The following is a 20479-nucleotide window of genomic DNA, read 5'->3' on the forward strand; positions in this document are numbered from 1 at the left end:
CAGCTGTAACAGTGGTTCGTGAAGATAAGAACGGAACCAAAGCCTCAGCAACCTACACGCCAACAGTAACTCCAGTTACACCAACTTCAGAGCCAGCAACATCTACAGATATCCAAGGTCAAACACAAACAGGTAAACCAAGCTTTACGCCTGGTAACCCAAGTGTCCCAATGGATGATGATGTACCTGCTACCTTTGAAGACGGCTCAACAACTAAAGTTATTCCAGGTGAAGGAACTTACACAGTTGCTCCAGATGGAACTGTAACCTTCGTCCCAGAAAAAGCATTCACAGGAACAGGTACAGGTGTGACCGTGAAACGTGTTGATAAGAACGGTACAGCCGTTACAGCTACCTATACACCAACCGTAACACCAGTAACACCAACTGCAGAATCAGTTACTTCAATTGGTAATAAAGGTCAAACGCAAACAGGTAAGCCAAGCTTCACTGAAGGCGATAGCCGTGTACCAATGAATAACCAAGTACCAGCTACCTTTGAAGATGGCTCAACAACTAAGACTATTGCAGGTGTCGGAACTTACACAGTAGCTGCCGATGGTACTGTAACATTCACACCAGAAACTGAATTTACAGGAACTGCCCCAGCAGTCACAGTGGTTCGTGAAGATGTTAACGGAACTAAGGCTTCAGCAACCTACACACCAACTGTCCTTCCAATCACTAAGTTTGTTGATAAAGAAGGTAAGGAAATCCCAGGATATCCTACAGTTGATGGTGAACAGCCAAAAGCTGAAATTCCAGGTTACCGCTTCGTAGAAACTAAGAAATTACCTAATGGTGATATCGAACATGTCTACGAGAAAGTAACGACGTCATACGTTGATGAAAATGGTACGCCAATCCCTGGTTATCCAACCGAAGATGGCCAACAACCTAAGAAAGAAATCCCAGGTTATGAATTTGTGAAGACAATTGTAGATGAAAATGGTAATACTCAACACATCTACAAACAAATTGTGACTCCAACACCAGTGCCGGATACAACTCCGACACCAGAGCCACAGCCAGCTCCACAAACAGAAGAGCCTAAGGCTCCAGTACTTCCAGAAACAAAAGAAGAAGCTCACTTTATCAATCCAAGTGATAAGACAGCTCAACTTCCAGAAACTGGTAGTGAGGATTCAAACCTTGCAATCTTTGGTTTGGCAAGTCTTCTAGCTGGATTTGGACTCTATGGCGGAAAACGACGCAAACGTTAAAATGATTTAACGGTCGTATAGGACATTAAGAATCCAGATTCCAATTAAAATAGACCTCATGGCATTTGCCATGGGGTCTATTTGTATAGCCTAGCCTGCTAGTTTTTTAAGTCGTCATGATTGACTTTACTCTCTAGGAAGCGTAATCTAGACTTTAATTAAAGGATTAAAAGGAGATCCCTCGATGATTGAAGTAACTTATTTAAATACTGCAAAGCAAGAAAAACATACTTCTTTTGAAGATTACAATGAATTTGTCAGAGCACAGCAAGCTTGTTGGATTGCCTTACCAGATTCAACGCCAGTCACTAAGGTGACTATAAACGGACATGATATTGGCTACAAAGGACAATATGGCGACCTTTACTTTTATATTATGAAGCTAGACTTGACACAATATCAGTAATAATAGGAAAAAGAATCAGACATCGTGTTCTGATTCTTTTTCTTTGAGAAAGGTAATTTTTATAAATTAAGAATATTGCTAATTGACTGAAAATGACTTACAATAGAAAGGAAGAATTTATAGAAGGAGACACATATGAAAAACAAGCGTTTAATTTGGACTTTGGTTTTCTTAGCTATCTTGACGCTCGGTTCTATTGGTACAGATCTTTTCAAAAAAGAGCACCAAGATGCTAATAAGGTCGTCAAAGTAGGAATCCTCCAGTTCGTGACTCACGATGCCCTGGATCAAATCGAGAAGGGAATTGAGGATGGTCTTAAGGAAGCTGGTTATAAGGGGGACAAGGTTAAAATCACCCTCCTAAATGCCGAAGGAGACCAGTCTAAAATTCAAACCATGTCTAAACAATTGGTCAATGACAAGAATGATGTCGTTATCGGTATTGCAACGCCAGCAGCACAAGGACTAGCGGCAGCTACCAAGGACATTCCAGTCATTATGGGAGCTATCTCAGACCCTGTTGGGGCCAAATTGGTTAAGGACCTCAAGCATCCAGAAGGCAATGTCACTGGTACCTCTAACCAAGTGCCGATTAAGCAGACAGTGGAATTGGTCAAATCATTGACACCAAATGCTAAGACAATTGGTATTCTCTACGCTTCAAGCGAGGATAATTCCAAATCACAGGTTGAGAGCTTTAAGAAATTCGCTGAAAAAGATGGCCTAAATGTGGTCGAGTATGCCGTACCATCAACCAATGAAATCAATACAACCATGTCAGTCATGACTGGTAAGGTAGATGCTATCTGGACGCCACAAGATAATACCATTGCCTCAGCCTTTTCAACAGTAATCTCATCAGCCAACCAAGCTAAGATTCCAGTTTATACGACTGTCGATACTATGGTGAAAGAGGGCGGTTTGGCCTCAGTTGCTCAAAGCCAATATGAACTTGGAAAAGCTACAGCTCGTAGTGCTGTTAAGGTTCTTAAAGGTAAGAAAGTTAAGGATATCCCAGTTGATGTTATTGATGATGGTACTCCAACGCTCAATCTTAAAGTTGCTCAAGACCTCAACATCACCATCCCTGACGATGTGCTTAAACAGTCAGACATCGCTGTTAAAGCTGATAAATAAGGAGGACTTATGATTATTTCATCTATTTATCAGGGGCTTCTATACGGAATCCTAGGTCTTGGGATTTACATGACTTTCCGTATCTTGGATTTTCCTGATTTGACAACAGAAGGTTCCTTTCCTCTTGGTGGGGCAGTAGCAGTAACTCTTATGAACTTTGGTTGGAACCCAATTTTAGCAACCTTGGTTGCTGTTTTGGCCGGCTGTGGTGCTGGACTTGTGACTGGTCTCCTCTATACTAAGGGAGAAATTCCTACTATTTTGGCAGGGATTTTGGTCATGACTTCTCTTAACTCAGTCATGCTTATGATTATGGGAAGGGCCAACCTAGGACTTCTTGATATTAAGACTATTCAAGATTTACTTCCTTTCAGCAAGGACTACAACCTCTTGATTGTTGGTCTCATTGCTGTAACCATTGTTATCACTGCCTTGATTGCCTTTCTTAACACGCGCCTAGGTCAAGCATATATTGCCACAGGTGATAATAGAGACATGGCCAAATCTTTTGGTATCAACACAGACAATATGGAAGTGATGGGTCTAGTTATCTCAAACGGTATCATTGCCCTCTCAGGAGCCTTGATTAGCCAACAGGACGGTTATGCCGATGTTTCTAAAGGTATTGGGGTTATCGTTATCGGACTTGCCAGCATCATCATTGGTGAAGTCCTCTATGCGACTAACTTGACTCTGTTGGAACGTTTGATAGCCATCTGTATTGGTTCAATCCTCTATCAGTTCCTTTTGACAGCAGTTATCGCTCTTGGCTTTAACACGAACTACCTCAAACTCTTTAGTGCGATTGTTCTGGCCATTTGCTTGATCTCGCCTGTCCTACGCCGAAAATTCTTTAAGGGGGTGACCTTATCACGATGACAGCTATTGTAGAACTTAAAGATGCGACTGTTAAGGTTAATAATGGTTTTGATACCGAAAAAACCATCCTGGACCATGTCAATCTTACCATTAGAGAAGGTGATTTTATTACCATTCTTGGTGGAAATGGTGCCGGAAAATCAACCCTCTTCAATGTCATTGCAGGGACCCTTATGTTGACCAGTGGTCATATTTTTATCATGGGTGAGGATGTTACGGCTCTGCCTGCTGAGAAACGTGCCAAGTACCTCTCACGGGTCTTCCAAGATCCTAAAATGGGAACGGCTCCTCGTATGACGGTTGCAGAAAATCTTTTGATTGCCAAATACCGTGGCGAAAAACGAGGTCTTAAATCACGTCAAATTCATCTCTACACAGAGGAATTTCAAGGTCTGATTGAACGTATCAGTAATGGTTTAGAAAAACACTTAGATACACCAGCAGGTCTCCTCTCAGGTGGTCAGCGTCAGGCACTCAGTCTTTTGATGGCGACACTTAAACGTCCTGAGCTCTTGCTCCTAGACGAGCACACTGCAGCCTTGGATCCTAAGACAAGTGTGGCTCTCATGGAGTTGACCGATGAGTTTGTGACGGGCGACCACTTGACAGCCTTGATGATTACTCACCATATGGAAGATGCCCTTAAATACGGAAATCGACTAATTGTAATGAAGGATGGTCAAATCATCAAAGACCTCACCAAGGAAGAAAAAGGTCAATTGGATATCACAGACTACTACGCTATGTTTGAGTAACTCTCGTCTGACTCTAAATTGTAAAATAAGCTAAAAAGTTGTATACTTAAAGAGTATGCAACTTTTTGTTGTGGCCTGTAAATCGACAAGGAGACTGTTCGCACGAACGTTCAGCTTCTTGGACCGTCTGTAAAAATAGGCTCTAGAAGAGAGTCAAACTAAAAAGGAGAAAACGAAGCATGAGCGATATTAAAATTATTGCCCTAGGTGGAGTACGTGAAAATGCTAAGAACCTCTATATTGTTGAGATTAACGACTCTATCTTTATCTTGGATGCTGGTCTAAAGTATCCTGAAAATGAACAACTAGGTGTTGACTTTGTCATTCCTAACTTAGATTACTTGATTGAAAATAGAGATCGTATCCAAGGGATTTTCTTGACTCACGGACATGCTGATGCCATTGGTGCCCTACCTTATATCTTGCAAGACGTCAAAGTACCAGTCTTTGGGTCATCACTTACTATTGAGTTGGCTAAGCTTTTTGTAAAAAATGCTGGCGTTAAGAAATTCAATAACTTCCATGTTATTGATGCAGAAACTGAAATTGAATTTGAAGATGCTGAAGTTTCATTCTTCAAAACAACGCACTCTATTCCAGAATCAATGGGGATTGTTCTTGGCACTGACCAAGGTAATATTGTCTATACTGGTGACTTCAAGTTTGACCAAGCTGCCCGTCCTTACTACAAAACTGATTTAGGTCGTTTGGCTGAAATTGGACGTGAAGGTGTTTTGGCCCTCTTGTCAGACTCAGCAAATGCGACAAGTACTGAACAAACAGCTTCGGAAGCAGAAGTTGGTCAAGAAATTGACCAAGTCATTGCCGATGCAGAAGGACGTGTTATTGTTGCTGCAGTTGCCTCAAACTTGGTACGTATTCAACAAGTCTTCGATTCAGCTGCTGATCACGGACGTCGCGTTGTTCTTACTGGTTTTGACGTTGAAAATATTGTTCGCACAGCCATCCGTCTCAAAAAATTGACTGTGGAGCATGAAAAACTTATTGTCAAACCAAAAGACATGAACAAGTTTGAAGACCACGAGTTGATTATCCTTGAAAATGGTCGTATGGGTGAACCAATCGATGGTCTCCAAAAGATGGCTGTTGGTCGTCACCGTTACGTTCAAATTAAGGATGGAGATCTGGTTTATATCGTAACAACTCCAAGCATTGCTAAAGAAGCTGTAGTGGCACGTGTCAACAACGCTATCTATAAGGCTGGTGGAACTGTTAAGATGATTACGCAGAGCCTTCGTGTATCTGGACATGCCAATGCTCGTGAACTTCAATTGATGATTAATCTCCTTCGTCCACAGTATCTCTTCCCTATCCAAGGTGAGTACCGTGACCTTCAAGCCCATGCAGAGTTAGCCTTGGAAGTTGGTATTCTTCCAGAAAATATTTATATCGTTAAACGCGGTGATATCATGCACTTGTCTGAGGATCAAGGTTTCCTTCACGAAGGTGCGGTTCCAGCTGGTGACGTTATGATTGATGGTAATGCCATTGGTGATGTGGGTAATATCGTCCTTCGTGACCGCAAGGTCTTGTCTGAAGATGGTATCTTTATCGTAGCTATCACTGTGAACAAGAAGGAACGTAAGATTGTCTCTAAAGCGCGTGTGAACACTCGTGGGTTCGTCTATGTTAAGAAGAGCCGTGACATTCTCCGTGAGGCTGCTGACATTGTCAATGCTACCGTTGAAAATTACTTGGCAGGAGACAGCTTCGATTGGGGTGAACTTAAAGGGGCTGTCCGAGACGATGTAGCTAAGTTCCTCTTTGACCAAACTAAACGTCGCCCAGCGATTCTTCCGGTAGTCATGGAAGTACGTTAATCATTGATGTTACAATAAGGGTGTGAGCGTCTTGCTTGCATTCATCGAAATAGAGGTAAATCTCAACAAGATTTTCTTCTTAAAGCAGAAGCTGGGATACCCCAGCTTTTCTGACATTTAGAAAGGAAAATACAATGGCTTTTTTTCAAATTGAATACTCTTCAGATGTTCTAGGACAGTACCGTCAAGTAGATGTCATTTATCCAGACCGCGACCAGATTGCTGAAACGGAAAGTGATACGGACATTCCGGTTCTCTATCTCCTTCATGGTATGGGGGGCAATCATAATTCTTGGGCCTTTCGTACCAATATTCAGCGTCTCCTTCGTAAGACTAATCTTATCGTTATTATGCCTAACTCTGAAAATGGATGGTATACAAATACCAAATATGGTGTTAAGTATTACGATGCCATTGCTAAGGAGCTTCCTCAAGTCATGCAACGTTTCTTCCCAAGTATGACTAAGAAGCGTGAAAAGACTTTTATCGCTGGACTTTCTATGGGTGGCTATGGGTCTTTCAAACTCGCCTTAACGACAAATAACTTTGCTTGTGCGGGTTCCTTCTCTGGTGCCCTTGGATTATCAGTGGAGATGATTACTGATGAAACGAGTGAGTCTAAGGAATACTGGCAAGGTGTCTTTGGAGATTTAGAAGGAAAAGACATTGAGCAGCATAAACTGGTCAAACTAGCCAAACAACATGACAAGAAAACCAAATTTTTTGCCTGGTGTGGTCTTGAGGATTTCCTTTTTGACTCTCAAAACAAAGCAGTGGCTGATTTGAAAGCTCTTGGTTTGGACATTGACTACCGCACTGACCATGGAAGACATGAATGGTATTATTGGGAAAAACAACTAGAAGCCTACTTAGAATGGTTACCTATTGATTACGTTAAAGAAGAACGTTTGTCTTAATAGGTCAAGTTTGTAACATCTTATCAAAGAGATGATAAAAGCTTAAAGTGATATTTTTTACTTGTCAGAACTATTAGAGCTTGATATACTAAGGGAAGTTTCGAAAAGGAGGCTCAATAATGAAAAAATTATTCAGAGTAATCTTCTATATTTCCAAACTTCTTTTACAATTTATTTGGAATCTTATTTGGGCTATATTTAAACTTGCCCTAGTGCTAGCCCTCATTGGGTATGGACTCGTCTACTATGCCAATAACTCTTCAAGTACCTTAGCCACAAATATTAACCAAGCCTTTCATCAAGTAGAGCTAGGGTTTAGTGGTACCAGTACTAGTGACGTTGAGAAAGTTGTCTCTAACCTATCAACGACAGATACTATTCCAGAGTCTAACGGAGCTAGATGGGCGCAAAATACAGCCAGCATCTACATACAATCTACAGACGAAACCTTGGTAGCCGCCTATAAGGAAGCTATCACCAACTGGAATAACACGGGTGCTTTCATCTTTACTTTAACTGATGATGCCTCAACGGCTGACATTGTTGCGACAGACTATTCCGATGCGAATTCACAGGCAGCAGGTTTAGCAGATAGTCAAACCAATGTTTTGACCAATCGCATCACTCATGTGGATGTAAAGTTAAATCGTTACTTCCTCTTGAATAGTGATTTTGGTTATACTCACAAGCGTATTGTTAATACAGCTGAACACGAATTGGGACATGCTATTGGCTTAGACCATGATGACTCTAAGACATCCGTTATGCAATCCGCTGGATCTTATTACGGGATTCAACAGGTGGATATTGATACGGTCCATGCTCTTTATGCTAATTAAGGAGGGGCTGTCATGCGCTATTTAAAACGCCTTGCTAGACGTTACCCCATGCAAACCTTCCTTTTTCTTTTCAATGCTGGGGTCTTTACTTGGTTGCAAACAACAGGAACCATGATTGCCAATCGTTTGGGCTTATCAGGTGATGGCATTTGGATTTATATTCCCACTTGGGTAAAAACGCTGACAAGTCATTCCATAGAGAGTATTCAAACCCTTTACAGTGCTTCTGGATGGAGTTGGCTAATCACCTCTATGCTTCTCACTTGGCTCTTGACTTTTCTTAGAGGTCTCATGAGAGCAGTGATTATCATTCTGTTAGTTGGTGTTGGCTTATGGCTAGTCTATCGACATTTTGAACTTTTACAAAATCTAAAACTGTCCTGATGGGCAGTTTTAGTTTCCTCTAACAAGTGACTTGGCTATCAAAACATAGACTATTTTCTGTAGATGAAATGAGATAGTTCCTTTAATAATTTCAGAACGAGCTGTAGACAAGACTTTTCGTTGTGAGAAAAGTGCCTAAAGTTTAAAAGCTTTAGGCACTCGGAAGTTTTGAGACACTAGGCTCAAAACTTAGCTATGGAATTCCGAAGGAAGTCGCTAGCGTCCGCACTCACCTAAGAAAAGTCTAAAAAGAAGAATCAATGTCAATTTAAAACTGCCAATCAGGGCAGTTTTTTGAGTTATTAGGTCATTTATTTTCTGAAGAAATATGATATAATATAGCTAATTTATTATTTTGGAGGACATTATGGCTTTAGCAAAAATCGTTTATGCCAGTATGACCGGTAACACGGAAGAAATCGCAGATATCGTTGCCAAAAAATTGGAAGAATTGGGTCACACTGTAGATGTAGACGAGTGTACAACGGTTGATGCCGCTGATTTTGAAGATGCGGACATCTGTATTGTAGCGACTTACACTTATGGTGATGGTGAGTTGCCAGATGAAATCGTTGACTTTTACGAAGATTTGGCTGATCTCGATTTGTCAGGTAAAATCTTTGGTGTTGTAGGTTCAGGAGATACTTTCTACGATTATTTCTGTCACTCAGTTGATGAATTTGAAAATCAATTCACTTTCACAGGGGCGACTAAAGGAGCAGATAGTGTCAAGGTTGATCTTTCTGCTGAAGATGAAGATATCGAGAACCTCGAAGCTTTCGCTGAAAAAATTTCAGAAGCATTAGCATAAGAAAAAGCAGAGTAAAGTCTGCTTTTATTGTAGTTAAAAATGGAGTTTTTATGAATGAAATAGAAAGAGATTTTAGGACGCAATCTCAACATCTCCTTTGGTCCGTTTGGCGAGGGCTCTTAGTGGGGGGGACGGCAGGAGCAGTGGTAAGTCTTTTTCGCTGGTTAATTGCGAAAGGGGCCGCATTTTCTGTAGCTATATACAAAGACGCCCTTCATAATCCACTTCTGATTTTGGGAATTGTCCTGGTTAATCTCTTGATTGCACTTTTTATTGGATACCTTATTAAGCAGGAAAAAGACATCAAGGGCTCAGGAATTCCCCATGTTGAAGGGGAACTGATGGGGCTCTTACATCCGTCTTGGTGGTCAGTATTATGGCGTAAGTTCCTAGGTGGAGTCCTTGGGATTTCAATGGGACTTATGCTGGGACGTGAGGGACCTAGTATTCAACTAGGCGCCATGACTGCTAAGGGATTAGCTGAGAGTCTTAAGCTCTCTGCACGTGAAAAGCGCGTCTTGATTGCTGCAGGAGCGGCAGCAGGGTTATCGGCTGCCTTTAATGCCCCGATTGCCGGTCTTTTGTTTGTCGTCGAAGAAGTCTATCATCATTTCTCGCGTCATGTTTGGGTGACCGCTTTAACGGCATCTTTAGTGGCTAATGCTGTTTCCTTACGGATCTTTGGTCAGGTTCCGGTTCTTGCTATGACAGAAAAATTACCAGTATTTCCTTTGAAAGATTATTGGATTCTTATTGTCTTGGGGATTTTTCTAGGTGTGCTTGGATACGGTTATGAGTGGGTTGTCTTACGTATTGGTAAGGTCTACCAAGGGTTAGGGAAAATCTTCCACTTGCCATCTCATTTTCATGGCCTTTTGGCAGTTCTTTTTATCATTCCTATAGGCCTCTATTTTCCATATCTTTTAGGTGGTGGGAATGAATTGATTCTTGCCCTAAATGGTTTACATCCTGCTCTAACTGTGGCCATTCTTTATTTGGCTATTCGCTTTATTTGGAGTATGTTGTCCTTTGGTTCAGGTTTTCCTGGTGGGATTTTCTTGCCCATTTTGACTTTAGGTGCTCTCTCTGGTAGCGTCTTTGCGGCAGCTTTTGAAAATCTAGGATTCTTACAAGTCAGTCAGTTCCCTATTTTTATCATTCTTGGTATGGCTGGTTATTTCGGTGCGGTATCTAAGGCACCGCTAACTGCTATGATTTTAGTGACTGAGATGGTGGGTGACCTTCACCAATTGATGACAATCGGAGTTGTGACCCTGATTGCCTATCTCGTCATGGATTTCATGGGAGGAGAACCTGTCTATGAAGCCATGCTTCACAATCTGATTGCCCACGAACCAAAACAAGTTGATAATATACCGACGATGATTGATTTACCAGTTACAGATAGTTTAGCTGGTCGATTGGTTAAGGATTTAACCTTACCTGACGGGGTTTTGATTTCCACTCAGATTTTTCAAGACCAGTCTGAGGTTGTTCATGGAGACACACGTCTAAAAGCAGGAGCAACCTTATATTTGGTTGTTAATGAAAGTAATATCAGTCAGGTAAGAAAACTCTTTTTATAAGCAATTCAATGGCTTGGGGCTCTTTTGTCCTCAGGTCATTTTTGTTATAATGAAGAGAAAAAAGGAGGTCAGTATGGACTTAAATGAGATTCGCCAACAGATTGACACCGTTGATAATGAGATTGTGGCTTTGTTGGAAGAACGTATGAAATTGGTAACTCGAGTAAGTGCTTATAAACAACGCACCGGAAAGGCGATTTATGATCCCGAACGAGAGCAGGCCCTGTTAGACAAGGTAGGCGCTAGTGTCCTTAATTCCGAATATAAAGAAGCTATCGTCGCAAGTTTTGCGGATATTATGAAGCATTCACGTATTTATCAAGCAAGTAAGCTGGAAAAAAGTAGGCATCTAGAATGAAAGTAAAACAATTAAGTGATAGTCAAGGTCTTTCTTACTTACATTTAGTAATGTTAAGTCTTTATGCAATCTTGTTAGGGGTGCTGGTTGGACTGATTGATGCTGTTTTTGGGCGCGTGCTTATAGGACTCTCGGAATACCGTGACCAGCATATCTTTTATCTGGTCCCAGCACTTCCTTTAGCAGGCCTTTTGATAGTTTACCTTTACCAAAAGCTTGCTGGCAAGGCAGCACAGGGAATGGGCTTGATTTTCAAGGTAGGACATAATGAGGAGGATCAAGTCCCCCTAAGGTTAATTCCACTTGTGACTGTGACCACATGGCTGACCCACCTGTTCGGGGGATCTGCAGGTCGTGAGGGAGTTGCTGTTCAGCTCGGAGCCACAGTTTCCCATGCTTTTAGTCGCTATTTTAAGATCCCTAATGCTTCACGCATTTTCTTGACCATGGGGATGGCAGCTGGTTTTGGAGGGCTCTTCCAAACACCAATCGCTGCGACCTTCTTTGCTCTTGAGGTCTTGATCCTGGGACAGTTAAGCCTACCAATTTTAGTACCAACTCTTATTGCATCTTTTGTGGCTAGTACAACAAGCCATCTTTTAGGTCTTGAAAAATTTAGTCACTTTGTATCCGATAGTTTGACTATTAACCTTGGGACCTTTGTTAAATTAGCTCTTTTAGGTCTGGTCTTTGGTGTAGCAGGAAATCTCTTTGCTTATCTCTTATCAGTAGCTAAAAAGAAAGTGGCAAGTCTGCTCCCAAATCCCTATTATCGTGTTCTATTAGGAAGTGTCGTCTTAACCTGTCTTCTTTTGATTTTGTGGAAGGGACGCTATACAGGTCTTGGAACGAATTTGATTGCTTTAAGTGTTGGTGGTGGTACCATTTATCCATTGGATTGGCTCTTGAAATTGCTCCTTACCGTCTTTACCTTATCTCTTGGTTTCCAAGGAGGGGAAGTAACTCCTTTGTTTGCCATCGGAGCAAGTCTTGGTGCTGTTTTAGCACCAGTTCTAGGCCTTCCAATTCCACTTGTAGCAGGTCTAGGCTATCTGTCTGTCTTTGGTAGCAGTACCAATACCCTTTTAGCGCCTATTTTCATTGGCGTTGAAGTCTTTGGTCCCGCTAATGCACTCCCTTATGCGATTGTCATGGCTTTTGCTTATCTCATTAATCATAAGACGAGCATTTATGGACAACAAAAAATGCTAGAAATGCAATAAGATACTAGACATCCTGATAAATTTTTGATAAGATACTAAGAGTGTGTAATGGACACACAAAAATAACGGCTAATCCGCTGAGACACAGAGGTTGCTCTTAAGATTAGTAAGATAGGAGTATATAAAAATGAATCCATTGATCCAAAGTTTGACAGAAGGTCAACTTCGTACTGACATCCCATCATTCCGTCCTGGTGACACTGTTCGCGTTCACGCGAAAGTTGTCGAAGGAACTCGCGAACGTATCCAGATCTTTGAAGGTGTAGTTATTTCACGCAAAGGTCAAGGGATCTCAGAAATGTACACAGTTCGTAAAATTTCAAGCGGTATCGGTGTAGAACGTACTTTCCCAATCCACACTCCACGTGTTGAAAAGATTGAAGTTGTACGCTACGGTAAAGTCCGCCGTGCTAAACTTTACTACTTGCGTGCTTTGCAAGGTAAAGCTGCACGTATCAAAGAAATCCGTAAATAATTTACAGATTTCACATAAAAAATCTGTCCTCGTGGCAGATTTTTTCATAAGTCCTCTTAGTTAAATGGATATAACAACTCCCTCCTAAGGAGTCGTTGCTGGTTCGATTCCGGCAGGGGACATTTTTAAGCCTTTAACCATGCGGTTTTAAAGTATTTTGTCCACATTTTTTTATCTTTTTATCATTATGTTCTTTTGGGGCTTGTAACGATAAGGTTTTAAGCTACTTTGCCCTAAATTTAAGTTAAATCTATTTGATGCCTATTGAACTATAGGTGTTTTTTTATAAGAAAAACCCTAGTCAGGATTAATCCTAACTAGGGCTCAAAATAGAATACAGATGATGTTAAGTATTCTGTTAACTCATTAATTGGAATTGGCAGTTGTATCTGTGCTTGATGAAGCTTGTGGGTACTCGTAAGGATTGTTATCAACGTCGTCAACCCACTCATTTCTCTGATTGGTTGAGCTTGCACGATTGCTTCCTCCACCAGCACCTGCGGCGAAGGCTGCATCGTGACCTCCACCGCCTCCTCCGTTTGTGGCATAGGAGCCATCTTCTGGTCCGCCCCAACCTCGTCCACCTTCAGCAGGCTTGGACTTTTCTTGATTTCCATCTTGGTTGGATGTTTGGTTGTTTTGTTTTTGATTTGGTGCTTGAACTGAAGGAGATGCTTGATCTTTATTTTCGTCTTTAGCATCTTTTTTTCATCTTCTTTTGAAGTAGTAGTTGAAGATTTGGTCTTCTCTTTTTTATGAGATGAACTACTTTTTGATGAAAGGGTGTGAGAGATGTGATGCGTTTTTGCTGCAGGCTTTACAGGTTCTTTTAAATGTTTTGATAAAAAAACATCTAAAAGAAGAAAGCTAGCAAAGAGAAGGTAATGATATTATATTTTTTTCTTTTCTTTTCAAATTTGGCTCCGTTCTTAGTCATAGATGAAGAGTAAAAATTACAGTAAAAAACCAGGTTTCCCTGGTCCTAACTATTAGCGGCTTACACGACGGCGAGCTGCTTTTTTACGGTTTTCTTCGATGAAAGCCAATTTCTTTTCTTCTGGTTCGATAATGGTTTTCTTAACTGCGAAGACAGCACCTGCTACAGTAGCAGCAGTTCCGATAACGCCAGTAGCGACACCTTTAGCGAATGAATGTTTTTTAGCCATGAGACTATCCTCCGTATATGTTATAATATGCTTATATTATCTAAAAAAATATCTAGAATAGCAAGTGAAAACATTATGAAAACCAAACTTATTGTAGTGGCTGGACCTACTGCTGTGGGAAAAACGGCGCTTGGGATTAAATTGGCCCAGCGCTTTAATGGAGAAATTATTTCAGGAGATAGCCAGCAGGTTTACCGACAATTGAATATAGGAACCGCCAAGGCTACTCCTGAAGAGCAGGCAGCAGCAGTGCATCATCTGATTGATGTTCGCGATGTTGACGAGTCCTATTCAGCCTATGATTTTGTGACAGAGGCAGAGGCTGCCATTACTGATATTGTTAGTCGTGGCAAGGTGCCTATTATAGTAGGAGGGACAGGTCTCTATTTACAAAGCCTTCTAGAAGGGTATCACCTAGGAGGACAGGTAGACCAGAAACAGGTTTTAGCCTATCGCTCAGAATTAGAGCAATTATCTGATCAGGAACTTTTTGACAAAATCGATGACTTGGGTATTGAGATTAAGGAGATTAACCGACGTCGTGCCACTAGAGCACTTGAACTTCATCGTTTTTCGAAGAATCTTGAAAATACTGAGATGACTTATGACCCCTTTCTTATCGGATTAGATGATGAACGCTCCTTGATTTATGACCGTATCAATACACGAGTGGACAAGATGGTTGAACTTGGACTCTTGGAAGAGGCTAAGTGGCTTTATGATAATTATCCTGACGCCCAGTCAGCTCGTGGTATAGGTTACAAGGAGTTGTTTCCTTATTTTGCTGGGAATCAGACCTTGGATGAAGCCTTGGAAAGACTTAAGCAAAATACGCGTCGATTTGCTAAACGTCAATTAACTTGGTTCAGAAATCGGATGACTGTTAAGTTTTATCAGATTTCTAGTCCAGAATATCCTGAAAATGTCATTCATGATCTTGAATTATTTTTAAATGAAAGGGAAGGAGAAAAGGTAGGTCAATCTTAGTTTTAAGGACCTATCTTTGATATAATGGTAGTTATGACTAACGAAGAAAAAAAATTAGCCTATGAAATAATGCTAGCTCAGGCTAAGGCACTTTTTGCCAATGAAGACAATGCTCTGGCCAACTTTTCTAATGCCTCGGCTCTCTTGAATACAACTCTACCAAATTCTGTGTTCACAGGCTTCTACCTGATGGATAATATAAATAATGAGTTAATCCTTGGCCCTTTTCAAGGCAATGTTTCTTGTGTTCGAATTGCCCTAGGTAAGGGTGTTTGTGGCCAGTCTGCAGCAGAAAATAGAACCTTAATTGTCGAAGATGTTACCAAACACGCTAATTACATCGCTTGTGATTCCGCTGCTCGAAGTGAAATTGTTGTACCAATGGTAAAAGATGGCAAATTAGTTGGTGTTCTCGATTTGGATTCTCACCAAGTAGGAGACTACAACGACGTAGACCAAGATTATCTTGAAGCATTTGTCAAAATTCTACTCGAGAAAACCGAGTTTACATTTGGAATGTTTGAGGTAAACTAATGTATCAAGCCTTATATCGTAAATACCGTAGTCAGACCTTTGGCGAAATGGTTGGTCAAAAAGTGATTTCAACCACGCTCAGACAGGCGGTAGAGTCAGGGAAAATCAGCCATGCCTATCTCTTTTCTGGGCCACGTGGTACCGGTAAAACCAGTGCGGCGAAAATCTTTGCCAAGGCTATGAACTGTCCTAATCAAGTTGGTGGGGAGCCATGTAATCACTGTGATATTTGTCGCGATATTACAAACGGAAGTCTCGAAGATGTTATTGAGATTGATGCGGCTTCAAATAATGGTGTTGATGAGATTCGTGAAATTCGTGACAAATCGACCTATGCCCCAAGTCGTGCGACTTACAAGGTCTATATTATTGACGAAGTTCACATGCTTTCGACAGGTGCCTTCAATGCTCTTTTGAAGACTTTGGAAGAACCAACTGAAAATGTGGTCTTTATCCTAGCGACCACCGAATTACATAAGATTCCAGCAACTATCCTTTCTCGTGTTCAACGCTTTGAGTTTAAATCGATCAAGCAGGGAGCTATTAAAGAGCACTTGGCTTCAATTCTGGAAAAAGAAGGACTTACCTTTGATGATGAGGCTTTGACTATTATTGCTCGTCGTGCGGAAGGTGGTATGCGTGATGCTTTGTCAATCTTAGACCAAGCACTGAGTCTGTCTCCTGACAATCATGTCAGCCAAGCCGTAGCTGAAGAAATCACTGGTTCTATTGGTTTGACAGCTTTGGATAGTTTCGTCGCTAACGTTCGCAATCAAGATACTACGCAAGCTTTATCAAATCTCGAAACCCTCTTTGATAATGGTAAGTCTATGAGCCGTTTTGCGACTGATCTCTTGGAGTATTTTCGTGATCTTTTGATTGTCAAAGCGGGTGGAGAGAACAGTCATCATAGTCCCCTTTTTGAAGAGAATCTTTCTCTGGAGCAAGACCGACTTTTCCAATTGATTGACTTGGTTACAAGTGCCTTGCCAGAAATTAAAACTGGAACACATCCTAAAATCTATGCGGAGATGCTGACTATAAAATTGTCAGAAACCCACAGTCAGATGTCACAAGAAATTCCAGGAAATTTACAAGAAGAGTTAGATAGTATTCGTCGCGAAGTAGAAGGCCTACGTAAAGCTCTTAAAGAGGGCAAAGTTCAAGGAGAAGTAGCACCAACTCGAAAAGCCAAACCTGCTTATCAGTATAAGGTGGATCGTGAAAAGATTCTCACTATTATGCGTGAAACGATGGAAAATCCGCAGAAATCACGCCAGTGTTTGGATGCTCTAAAGGCAACATGGCCTGAAATCTTGGATTCTATTAGCCCACAAAATAGGGCCCTTTTGAATGGATCTGAGCCTGTATTAGCCAATCAGGAAAATGCCATCCTGGCTTTTAATGCTGCCTTTAATGCTGAACAGGTCATGAAACGCAGTGATCTCAATGATATGTTTGGCAATATCATGAGTTCAGCTGCCGGTTTCTCACCCAATATTATGGCTGTTCCAAAAGCAGAATTTGAAAAACTCCGAACAGAATTTGCACGAAGCCTCAAATCCAAGGAAGAATTAGAAAAAGAAGATCGTGAAGAATATATCCCGCAAGAACTTGAATTTCTCTCTGATGTTGTAGAAATAGAGGACTAAAAAGGTCCAGTGGACCTTTTTAGGTCCGAGCCCAGAAATGAAAAAGCGAGGAAGGTCCAGTGGACCTTTTTAGGTCCGAGCCCAGAAATGAAAAAGCGAGGAAGGTCCAGTGGACCTTTTTAGGTCTAAGTCTAGAAATTAGATAGAGAGGCAACTCAGTATTATTTGTTTGATTGCTGAAGCTGATATTTGGAAGGTTTACCCTTGTAAAAATGAAAAGAGCCTAGACTGCTTGTCCTAGGCTCTATCTATTGATATAATAATCTTATGATTCAACAAATTTTGTTTATTACGCTTGAAACTATTTTTGAAACGGTTTGTTTTAATTACAGTTTACAGCACGGCTATTACTTTTTTACAGCCTTTTTTGGTTATTTATTATTTCGTCGTCTTTGGACAACCTATGTTGTTTCACGCATTGCGCGTGCAGCCGACAAGTCTACCAAGAAGTAAGGCTTACTTCGCCAGCACTCAGCCATTTTTCCTGACCATCATCAGTAAGAACGAGAAGTTGGCCCTTGTCGCCAATTTCTTTAGCAACACCAGTATAAGTCTTTCCAGCTTGTTCAAAGGTCACTTGTTTGTCTAAAACGAGGGACTTTTCTTTATAGACTTTAACCAAATCACTAGTTGGAATGGTTAAAAAGAGCTTCCAAATTTCTGAAATAAGCTGGTTTCGAGTGATACTTGGTTTTTCAGAAGTAAAAAGGCTTGTAGCTTTATTGGCTAACTCTTTAGGAAAATCACTGATTGAGAAGTTAAGCCCAACCCCGATAATGACATCTGTGATGCGACCAGATTCGATAGAACTAATGGCTTCGGTAAGGATACCAGCCATTTTTTTGTTGTTGAGGTAAATGTCATTAACCCATTTGATTTCTGTATTGATACCGGTTAGACGCTGGATAGCTTTGACAATAGCTGCTGCCGCCATCATGGTATAAGGTGGTAAGTCGGCAAAATAACAGTTTGGCTTTAAGTGGATACTCATGTAGATACCACCTTGTGGAATGGCAAAGAAGTGACGATCAAATCGTCCTTTGGCCGCTTTTTGACTTGATGCCAGATAAAGTGCGGGCGTCGGATTATTCTTTTCCATGCCATGTTTAGCATCAAGTTGGGTAGAGTTAGAATCTGGATTAAAGTAGACTGGAATGTTGAGTTGTTTAGAAATGTCTTGAGGAAGAAGAATATCTCCCTTTTCTAAATAGTAGCCTTTCTTCCGTACACTTGTAATGTCAATTCCTTGTTCTTGTAGTGTTTGGATTGCCTTCCAAATAGCTGTCCGTGAGACACCAAGGCTTTTAGCCAAACTCTCTCCCGTCACAAAGTCAGGACTCTTCGATAAGATGTCATAAACGTGTTCATAAGTTTTCATATCCTAAGTATAATACAAAAGATGGTAAAATGCTCACTATAAATTATTGATAAGGCTTGATAATAAATAACTATATGACTAGACTGAAAAAACATGATATAATGGAAGGTAGTTATTAAGTCCCGATAAGGCAATAGTCATCCTAGGGTTGGCTGTTGGTTCTTTGTAACTTTTTAACGGCGTCTAGCTCTATTAGGAGTATAGCGTTTTACCTATTAGGAGACGGTCAAATCTGTTCTATCTAATACTATTTTTCATATTAAAAGGGGGACATTTTATATGTCAGAACGTAAACTTTTCACGTCTGAATCTGTATCTGAGGGGCATCCAGATAAAATTGCAGATCAAATTTCAGATGCCATTCTTGATGCGATTTTAGCAGAGGATCCAGATGCACACGTTGCAGCAGAAACAGCTGTCTACACTGGTTCTGTCCACGTTTTCGGTGAAGTTTCTACAACAGCTTATGTGGACATTAACCGTGTGGTTCGTGATACTATCGCTGAAATTGGATATAACAATGCAGAATACGGCTTTGCAGCAGAATCTGTTGGGGTTCACCCATCATTGATCGAACAATCTCCAGATATTGCTCAAGGTGTCAATGAATCACTTGAAGTTCGTGGAACTGGTGACCAAGACCCACTTGATCTTATCGGAGCTGGTGACCAAGGTTTGATGTTTGGTTTTGCTATTGATGAAACTCCAGAGTTTATGCCACTTCCAGTTAGCCTTTCACATAAATTGGTTAAAAAATTGGCAGATTTGCGTAAATCTGGTGAGATTTCATACCTTCGTCCGGATGCTAAATCTCAGGTCACTGTTGAGTATGATGAGAATGACCAACCAGTACGTGTTGATACTGTCGTTATCTCAACGCAACACGATCCTGAAGCAACTAACGATCAAATTCGTCAAGACGTCATTGAAAAAGTCATTAAAGCAGTTATTCCAGCCGAATACTTGGATGACGAGACAAAATTCTTTATCAACCCAACAGGCCGTTTTGTTATTGGAGGACCTCAAGGGGACTCTGGTTTGACTGGTCGTAAGATTATTGTTGATACTTATGGTGGTTACTCAAGACACGGTGGTGGTGCCTTCTCAGGTAAGGATGCCACTAAGGTTGACCGTTCAGCTTCATATGCCGCTCGCTATATTGCTAAAAACATCGTAGCTGCTGGTCTTGCTAAGAAAGCAGAAGTACAATTGGCTTATGCTATTGGTGTTGCTAATCCTGTGTCTGTCCGTGTCGATACCTTCGGAACGGCGACAGTTGCTGAAAGCAAACTTGAAGCTGCTGTCCGTGATCTCTTTGACTTGCGTCCTGCAGGTATCATTCAAATGCTTGATCTTAAACGTCCTATCTACCGTCAAACAGCGGCCTATGGTCACATGGGACGTACTGACATCGATCTTCCATGGGAAAAATTGGATAAGGTTGAAGCGTTGAAAGAAGCCGTCAATCATTAAGAAATAGAATTAGAAATAAAAAATCAGAATTTTAATAGGAATTCTGATTTTTTTATGTGCAAAGCCATTTAAATACAAAAGCCTGTTTAATTATTATTTATTAAAATATAGAAAAATATCATTTGATTAGTATTTGTTAAGTAGGAACGTTTAATTCAAACGACTTCATTATAATGGTTGTCACATACATTAAAATAATAAAAAATTGAAAAAAAGTTGAAAAATAAAAATAACATGCTATAATTATAGTGTCTATATGAATAGGGAACATGGGTAGTAGTAACTCGAAGCCAACCTGTTTGTAATATTTTAACTCTTTTGGGGAGAGTTGAATGATTGCTTGTTGGTACTTGGTACTTGGTGCTATGTGATATGGTATTGGGATAGGGTTATCATACCGATGTTTTGATTTGTAAGATAGGGATAGAGCGTAAGTAAAGGGGACGCTCTTTAAA

The 20479-nt window shown here is 40.8% G+C and carries 22 protein-coding genes and 1 tRNA gene; 20 read left to right on the forward strand and 3 right to left on the reverse strand.

Annotated elements, in window-relative coordinates; translation table 11 throughout:
- The 15 genes from HMPREF1517_RS06105 to HMPREF1517_RS06175 all read left to right on the forward strand — a co-directional run.
- Positions 1-1223 (forward strand): LPXTG cell wall anchor domain-containing protein (locus tag HMPREF1517_RS06105; protein ID WP_156921850.1); only part of this gene is annotated, 1223 nt, incomplete at its 5' end.
- 184 nt (positions 1224-1407) lie between these two features.
- Complete coding sequence (locus tag HMPREF1517_RS06110) at positions 1408-1629, forward strand: DUF4649 family protein (protein ID WP_037600156.1); 222 nt, start codon at positions 1408-1410, stop codon at positions 1627-1629.
- 135 nt (positions 1630-1764) lie between these two features.
- The gene (gene trpX, locus HMPREF1517_RS06115) at positions 1765-2766 is read left to right on the forward strand and encodes a tryptophan ABC transporter substrate-binding protein (RefSeq protein WP_037600158.1); all 1002 of its coding nucleotides are present in this window, start codon (positions 1765-1767) and stop codon (positions 2764-2766) included.
- A 9-nt stretch (positions 2767-2775) separates the two neighbouring features.
- The gene (locus tag HMPREF1517_RS06120) at positions 2776-3645 is read left to right on the forward strand and encodes an ABC transporter permease (RefSeq protein WP_002883493.1); all 870 of its coding nucleotides are present in this window, start codon (positions 2776-2778) and stop codon (positions 3643-3645) included.
- Positions 3642-4400 carry an ABC transporter ATP-binding protein gene (locus HMPREF1517_RS06125; RefSeq protein WP_037600160.1) on the forward strand — a complete coding sequence of 253 codons (759 nt, stop codon included), beginning with the start codon at positions 3642-3644 and terminating at the stop codon, positions 4398-4400. Before HMPREF1517_RS06120 ends, HMPREF1517_RS06125 begins: the two co-directional genes overlap by 4 nt.
- A 179-nt stretch (positions 4401-4579) precedes the next feature.
- The gene (locus HMPREF1517_RS06130; protein ID WP_037600162.1) at positions 4580-6241 is read left to right on the forward strand and encodes a ribonuclease J; all 1662 of its coding nucleotides are present in this window, start codon (positions 4580-4582) and stop codon (positions 6239-6241) included.
- Positions 6242-6375: 134 nt separating this feature from the next.
- Complete coding sequence (locus HMPREF1517_RS06135) at positions 6376-7158, forward strand: alpha/beta hydrolase (RefSeq protein WP_037600171.1); 783 nt, start codon at positions 6376-6378, stop codon at positions 7156-7158.
- A 119-nt stretch (positions 7159-7277) separates the two neighbouring features.
- Positions 7278-7997, forward strand: a complete 720-nt coding sequence (locus HMPREF1517_RS06140) for a matrixin family metalloprotease (protein WP_037600180.1) — start codon at positions 7278-7280, stop codon at positions 7995-7997.
- A gap of 12 nt (positions 7998-8009) precedes the next feature.
- Complete coding sequence (locus HMPREF1517_RS06145; protein ID WP_037600183.1) at positions 8010-8381, forward strand: hypothetical protein; 372 nt, start codon at positions 8010-8012, stop codon at positions 8379-8381.
- Between the two features lie 367 nt (positions 8382-8748).
- The gene (locus HMPREF1517_RS06150) at positions 8749-9192 is read left to right on the forward strand and encodes a flavodoxin (RefSeq protein ID WP_002888085.1); all 444 of its coding nucleotides are present in this window, start codon (positions 8749-8751) and stop codon (positions 9190-9192) included.
- Between the two features lie 50 nt (positions 9193-9242).
- On the forward strand, positions 9243-10778 hold the full coding sequence (locus tag HMPREF1517_RS06155; RefSeq protein ID WP_037600186.1) for a ClC family H(+)/Cl(-) exchange transporter: 1536 nt from the start codon (positions 9243-9245) through the stop codon (positions 10776-10778).
- 73 nt (positions 10779-10851) lie between these two features.
- On the forward strand, positions 10852-11136 hold the full coding sequence (locus HMPREF1517_RS06160; RefSeq protein WP_037600189.1) for a chorismate mutase: 285 nt from the start codon (positions 10852-10854) through the stop codon (positions 11134-11136).
- On the forward strand, positions 11133-12359 hold the full coding sequence (locus HMPREF1517_RS06165) for a voltage-gated chloride channel family protein (RefSeq protein ID WP_037600195.1): 1227 nt from the start codon (positions 11133-11135) through the stop codon (positions 12357-12359). Before HMPREF1517_RS06160 ends, HMPREF1517_RS06165 begins: the two co-directional genes overlap by 4 nt.
- 127 nt (positions 12360-12486) lie before the next feature.
- The gene (gene rplS, locus HMPREF1517_RS06170) at positions 12487-12834 is read left to right on the forward strand and encodes a 50S ribosomal protein L19 (RefSeq protein ID WP_002883489.1); all 348 of its coding nucleotides are present in this window, start codon (positions 12487-12489) and stop codon (positions 12832-12834) included.
- Between the two features lie 50 nt (positions 12835-12884).
- Positions 12885-12956 (forward strand) — tRNA-Arg (locus HMPREF1517_RS06175).
- A 195-nt stretch (positions 12957-13151) separates the two neighbouring features.
- Here the strand turns inward: HMPREF1517_RS06175 and HMPREF1517_RS10585 are convergent.
- Both HMPREF1517_RS10585 and HMPREF1517_RS10300 read right to left on the reverse strand, forming a co-directional pair.
- Positions 13152-13535, reverse strand: a complete 384-nt coding sequence (locus HMPREF1517_RS10585; protein WP_037600200.1) for a hypothetical protein — start codon at positions 13533-13535, stop codon at positions 13152-13154.
- Positions 13536-13823: 288 nt separating this feature from the next.
- Positions 13824-14000: a DUF3042 family protein gene (locus tag HMPREF1517_RS10300; protein WP_002883513.1), complete on the reverse strand. Its 177-nt coding sequence runs from the start codon at positions 13998-14000 to the stop codon at positions 13824-13826.
- A gap of 75 nt (positions 14001-14075) precedes the next feature.
- Between HMPREF1517_RS10300 and miaA the strand changes: the two genes are divergently transcribed.
- The 4 genes from miaA (at position 14076) to HMPREF1517_RS06200 (ending at position 17626) form a co-directional block, all read left to right on the forward strand.
- The gene (gene miaA / locus HMPREF1517_RS06185; RefSeq protein ID WP_037600203.1) at positions 14076-14987 is read left to right on the forward strand and encodes a tRNA (adenosine(37)-N6)-dimethylallyltransferase MiaA; all 912 of its coding nucleotides are present in this window, start codon (positions 14076-14078) and stop codon (positions 14985-14987) included.
- A 33-nt stretch (positions 14988-15020) separates the two neighbouring features.
- On the forward strand, positions 15021-15521 hold the full coding sequence (locus tag HMPREF1517_RS06190) for a GAF domain-containing protein (protein WP_332252407.1): 501 nt from the start codon (positions 15021-15023) through the stop codon (positions 15519-15521).
- Positions 15521-17173: a DNA polymerase III subunit gamma/tau gene (dnaX, locus tag HMPREF1517_RS06195; protein ID WP_037600209.1), complete on the forward strand. Its 1653-nt coding sequence runs from the start codon at positions 15521-15523 to the stop codon at positions 17171-17173. Before HMPREF1517_RS06190 ends, dnaX begins: the two co-directional genes overlap by 1 nt.
- Positions 17174-17440: 267 nt before the next feature.
- Complete coding sequence (locus HMPREF1517_RS06200; protein ID WP_002883500.1) at positions 17441-17626, forward strand: DUF3272 family protein; 186 nt, start codon at positions 17441-17443, stop codon at positions 17624-17626.
- Here HMPREF1517_RS06200 and birA read toward each other — a convergent pair.
- Entirely contained in the window at positions 17613-18551 is a 939-nt protein-coding gene (gene birA, locus HMPREF1517_RS06205) for a bifunctional biotin--[acetyl-CoA-carboxylase] ligase/biotin operon repressor BirA (protein ID WP_037600211.1), read from the reverse strand. The genes HMPREF1517_RS06200 and birA overlap by 14 nt on opposite strands.
- A 279-nt stretch (positions 18552-18830) precedes the next feature.
- Between birA and metK the strand changes: the two genes are divergently transcribed.
- Positions 18831-20024, forward strand: a complete 1194-nt coding sequence (metK, locus tag HMPREF1517_RS06210) for a methionine adenosyltransferase (protein WP_004182622.1) — start codon at positions 18831-18833, stop codon at positions 20022-20024.
- Positions 20025-20479 lie beyond the last annotated feature (455 nt).

The sequence above is a fragment of the Streptococcus sp. ACS2 genome (genome assembly GCF_000525585.1).
Lineage (GTDB): Bacteria > Bacillota > Bacilli > Lactobacillales > Streptococcaceae > Streptococcus.